Annotated in this window: 2 protein-coding genes and 1 pseudogene; 1 reads left to right on the top strand and 2 read right to left on the bottom strand. The window is 71.4% G+C overall.

The features are described from left to right. Nucleotides 1–126: 126 nt before the first annotated feature. A pseudogene (locus ACH4PU_RS36130) lies at nt 127–1,486 on the bottom strand (SulP family inorganic anion transporter). Nucleotides 1,487–2,014: 528 nt separating this feature from the next. Between ACH4PU_RS36130 and proC the strand changes: the two are divergent. Continuing rightward, on the top strand, nt 2,015–2,824 hold the full coding sequence (proC, locus tag ACH4PU_RS36125; protein WP_398282312.1) for a pyrroline-5-carboxylate reductase: 810 nt from the start codon (nt 2,015–2,017) through the stop codon (nt 2,822–2,824). Between the two features lie 33 nt (nt 2,825–2,857). On the opposite strand, the gene trpS is transcribed toward proC, so the two are convergent. Further along, entirely contained in the window at nt 2,858–3,865 is a 1,008-nt protein-coding gene (trpS, locus tag ACH4PU_RS36120; RefSeq protein ID WP_398282309.1) for a tryptophan--tRNA ligase, read from the bottom strand. Between the last annotated feature and the right edge of the window lie 444 nt (nt 3,866–4,309).

Genomic DNA, 4,309 nt, shown 5'->3' with positions numbered 1-4,309 from the left:
ACCGTGTGGGAGAGTAGGACGCCGCCGAACTAAATTTGATGAAGAGCCTCGGGCTCGGATTGTGAAAACAATCCGGCCCGGGGCTTTTCTGCGTTTCGGACGTCCGTATTCCGTCCGCAGCGTCCGTCATTTTTTGCTGATCACGGGCATACGACCGTCGTCGGCCCGCCCCTGTCCCCCTCGTCCGCGGTCGACCCGAAACCGTGTCGCCTCCCAGCCGGCCTTGACGCCGGCCAGGAGCAGTCCGATGACGGCGCCCTCGAAGGGATCGGTCACCACGATCGCGCCTGCCGTGGCGAGGAGGACCGCGACCTCGCCCCGGTGCCCGTCCCACAACCGCCCCAACTCCCGGACGGGGAGCAGCTGTCGGCCCAAGGCCACCAGCACCCCGGCGAGCGCCGCGACCGGCACCGCTCCCAGGGGCCCAGGGCGACAAGGCGGCGAACATGGCCAGCCACACCCCCTGCAGCACTCGGGAGGCCCGAGTCCGCGCGCCCGCCCGGGCGTTGGCGGTACTGCGCACGATGACGGTGGTCAGCGGGAGGGCGCCGAGCATGCCGCACACCGTGTTGCCGGCGCCCTGCGCGATGAGCTCCTTGTCGTAGTCGGTGCGCGGACCGTCGTGCAGCCGGTCGACCGCCGTCGCGCCGAGCAGGTTGCCGGCCGAGGCGACGAGCGTGAAGGCCAGGACCGTGCCCAGGACGCCGACCTGCCCGAGCCGTACGAAGTCCGGGCCGTCCGGCGGCTGGACAGCGGTCATCAGATCGCCGATCCGCAGCCGGTCCACCGGCAGGCGCAGCACCGAGGTCGCGACCGTCGCCGCGAGAACCGCGACCAGGGGCGCCGGGATCAGTCGCACGCCGCGCGGCCAGCGCTGCCACAACGCCAGCAGCGCCATCGTGCCGACGCCCACCGCGCCGGCGGTCAGCGCCGTCGGGGACTCGAGGGTTCCGGTGACCAGCAGGACGAGCCCGCCGAGCCGTTCGAGGCCGCCGCCGGGCGCCTCGGCGTCGGCGAGTTCGTACAACTGGCCTGTGATCAGGACGAGTCCGGTTCCCGCCAGCATTCCCTGCACCACGGCGATGGGGACCTTCCGGAACCAGCGGCCGAGCCGCAGCAGGCCCAGCACCACCTGGAACAGGCCGGTGGCGAGGACGAGTATGCCCAGGCCGCCGAGCCCGTAAGTGCGCACGGCCTCGTACACGAGCGCGGCGAGACCCGCGGCCGGCCCGCTCACCTGGATGCTGCTGCCCGGCAGCAGCCCGGTCAGCAGCCCTCCGACGATCCCGGTGACGAGGCCCAGCTCCACCGGAACCCCGGAGGCCACCGCCACACCGGCGGAGAGCGGCACGGTGATGAGGAAGACGACCAGGGACGCGTGGACGTCGGCGCGGAGGAGCCGCGGAAGGCGAAGGAGCCGGAGGAGGGGGTCGGTGTCGGGGCGGGAGGTGGCGAAGCGGGCGGGGCCGAGGTCTTTGTGCTCCATGAGGATTGCCTCCAGCGCCCCCGGGAGCACTGAGGCGGCCGGGGACCGAGAACCTGCGGTGGACGACGAGTACGGGCGTACGGGCCGGGCAGCCTCTGCGTGCGGAAGGGATGGTCGGGCCGAAGGACGAAGAAGGGTGAAGAAAGAGAGAAGGGGAGAAGGCGAGAAGGGGGCGAAGGGCGGGATCCGGCGGCGGACGCGGGACAGCTCCGGGCGCGGTGCCCGTACGGACGCGTCCTCGCCTCCTCCGGCAGCGCGCCGTGAACACCCGCCCACAGTGTGGCCAAGCCCTGTGCCCCTGGACCGACCGGTGCGTTACCGCGTTGTAAACACGGAATCGAGAAGCCGGAAGAGCTCTGTCCGTTCACTCCGGCGGATACCGCGACCCACGCGCCCCAGCGCGCGCCGTGGCTTCTCTCCCTTGCACCCGCGTCCGCCCCTACCGCCCGCCACCGTCCGGGACCGGGTGCGAAGATGACAGCCAGTGCGGCACAGCACGGCACAGCGAAAGCGGAAAAGGTGAACACCGTGACCCAGACAGTCGCCGTCCTCGGGACCGGAAAGATCGGTGAAGCGCTGCTCAGCGGCATGATCCGGGCCGGCTGGGACCCCGCGCAGCTGCTCTGCACCGCACGCCGCCCGGAACGGGCCGAGGCCCTGCGCGAGCGCTATGGCGTCGAGGCCGTCGGCAACACCGACGCCGCGAAGGCCGCCGACACTCTCATCCTGGCCGTCAAGCCGCAGGACATGGCGACGCTCCTGGACGAACTCGCCCCGCACCTGCCGGCCGATCGGCTCGTCATCAGCGCGGCGGCCGGCGTCCCCACCTCGTTCTTCGAGGAACGGCTCCCGGCCGGAACGCCCGTGGTGCGCGTCATGCCCAACACCCCGGTCCTGGTGGACGAGGGCATGTCGGTCATCTCCGGGGGCACGCACGCCACCGAGGAACACCTGCTGCGCACCGAGGCGATCTTCAAGCCTGTCGGCAAGACGCTGCGCGTCCCCGAGACACAGCAGGACGCCGCGACCGCGCTCTCCGGCTCCGGCCCCGCGTACTTCTACTTCCTCGTCGAGGCGATGACGGACGCGGGCATCCTCCTCGGCCTGCCCAGGGACAAGGCCCACGACCTGATCGTCCAAGCGGCCATCGGCGCGGCCGTGATGCTCCGCGACAGCGGGGAACACCCCGTCAAGCTGCGCGAGGCCGTGACCTCGCCGGCCGGCACGACGATCAACGCCATCCGCGAGCTGGAGAAGCACGGTGTCCGGCACGCGCTCATCGCCGCCCTGGAGGCGGCCCGCGACCGCAGCCGCGAGCTGGCCTCCGGAACGGGCTGACGAAACGGGCCGCCGGCTCCGGGCGGCCTGCGGTCAGGCGGCCGGGAGCAGGCCGATGGCCCGGTACGCGGCGTCGACCGTCGGCCGTGCCAGCTCCCGCGCCCGGTGGGCCCCGTCGCGGAGGACGCCGTCCACGTACGCCGGGTCGGCGCAGAGTTCGGCGTGCCTCTCACGTACCGGGCGCAACAGCTCCACCACCGCGTCCGCGGTGTCCCGCTTCAGCGCGCCGTACGAGCCGTAGCCCGCGGCCAGCAGGGCCGGCGCGGTGCCGGTACAGGCGGCGAGCAGCTCCAGGAGGTTGGCGACGCCGGGGCGTTCGCCGCGGTCGTAGACGACGTCCGTCGCGCTGTCCGTGACCGCGCGCATCACCTTCTTGCGCACCACGTCCGCCTCGTCGAGGAGATAGACGATGCCGGAGGTCTCCGCGTGCGACTTCCCCATCTTCGACGTGGGGTCCTGGAGGTCCATGACCCGGGCCGCGACCGGCGGGAGGACGGCGCGGGGGACGGTGAACGTCTGCCCGTACCGCTGGTTGAAGCGCACGGCGAGATCGCGGGTCAGCTCGACGTGCTGCGCCTGGTCGTCGCCGACGGGGACCTCGTCGGCGCCGTACGCGAGGATGTCGGCGGCCATCAGCACGGGATAGGTGAGCAGGGAGAGGCGGACGCTCCCACCGGTCGCCCGTTCTCGTGCCGACTTCTCCTTGTACTGGATCATCCGGCGCATCTCGCCGTCCGCGGCCGTGCATTCCAGGAGATAGGACAGCCGGGTGTGCTCGTCGACGTGGCTCTGCACGAACACCGTGCAGAGGGCGGGGTCCAGGCCGGCCGCCAGGAGCAGGGTCGCGGCCTGCCGGCTCAGCCGGCGGACACGGGCCGGGTCGTGCTCCACGGTCAGCGCGTGCAGGTCGACCACGCAGAAGAGGGCGTCGGCGCGGTGCTGGTCCGACTCGACCCACTGCCGGATGGCGCCCAGGTAGTTGCCGAGGGTCAGGTGGCCGGTGGGCTTCACACCGCTGAAGATGCGGGTCGTGGGGGGCATGGGTCCCTCTCCTTGGGAACGGGGACCACCGCCACAGACAGCAAAAACGGCCGCCGAGGCGGCGGCCGTGGGGTGCATGCGTGGGTACGCGCAGGGGGTGGCCGCCGTCAGGCGGGCCACCACTGGCCGTTACGGGCATGCAGGGTCATGCCGCCGACCGTACCCCCCGGAAACCGCTTGCGCCACGGGTTTGATCCGTACCAAGCCCTCGTGTAAGGTTCTTCGAGTTGCCAGCGGGGCCCGAGAGGGAACCGGGGCGGCACTTCACGCCAGCTCGGCGGGATCCACTACTGCACAACCCTTGAACGGGATTGATTTCGGCATGCCGGAATTCGGTTCGGTTTGAGACCCCAGGCGCCGATTAGGCGCCGCCGGGGAAATCCGCTAAAGTAGTGATCACGCCGGAAGGCGCGGCAGTAACAAATAGCCGCTCCACGGCGGGAA

The organism is Streptomyces sp. NPDC021100, from assembly GCF_044333095.1.
GTDB lineage: Bacteria > Actinomycetota > Actinomycetes > Streptomycetales > Streptomycetaceae > Streptomyces.
This window is presented reverse-complemented; position numbering and strand designations above follow the sequence as displayed.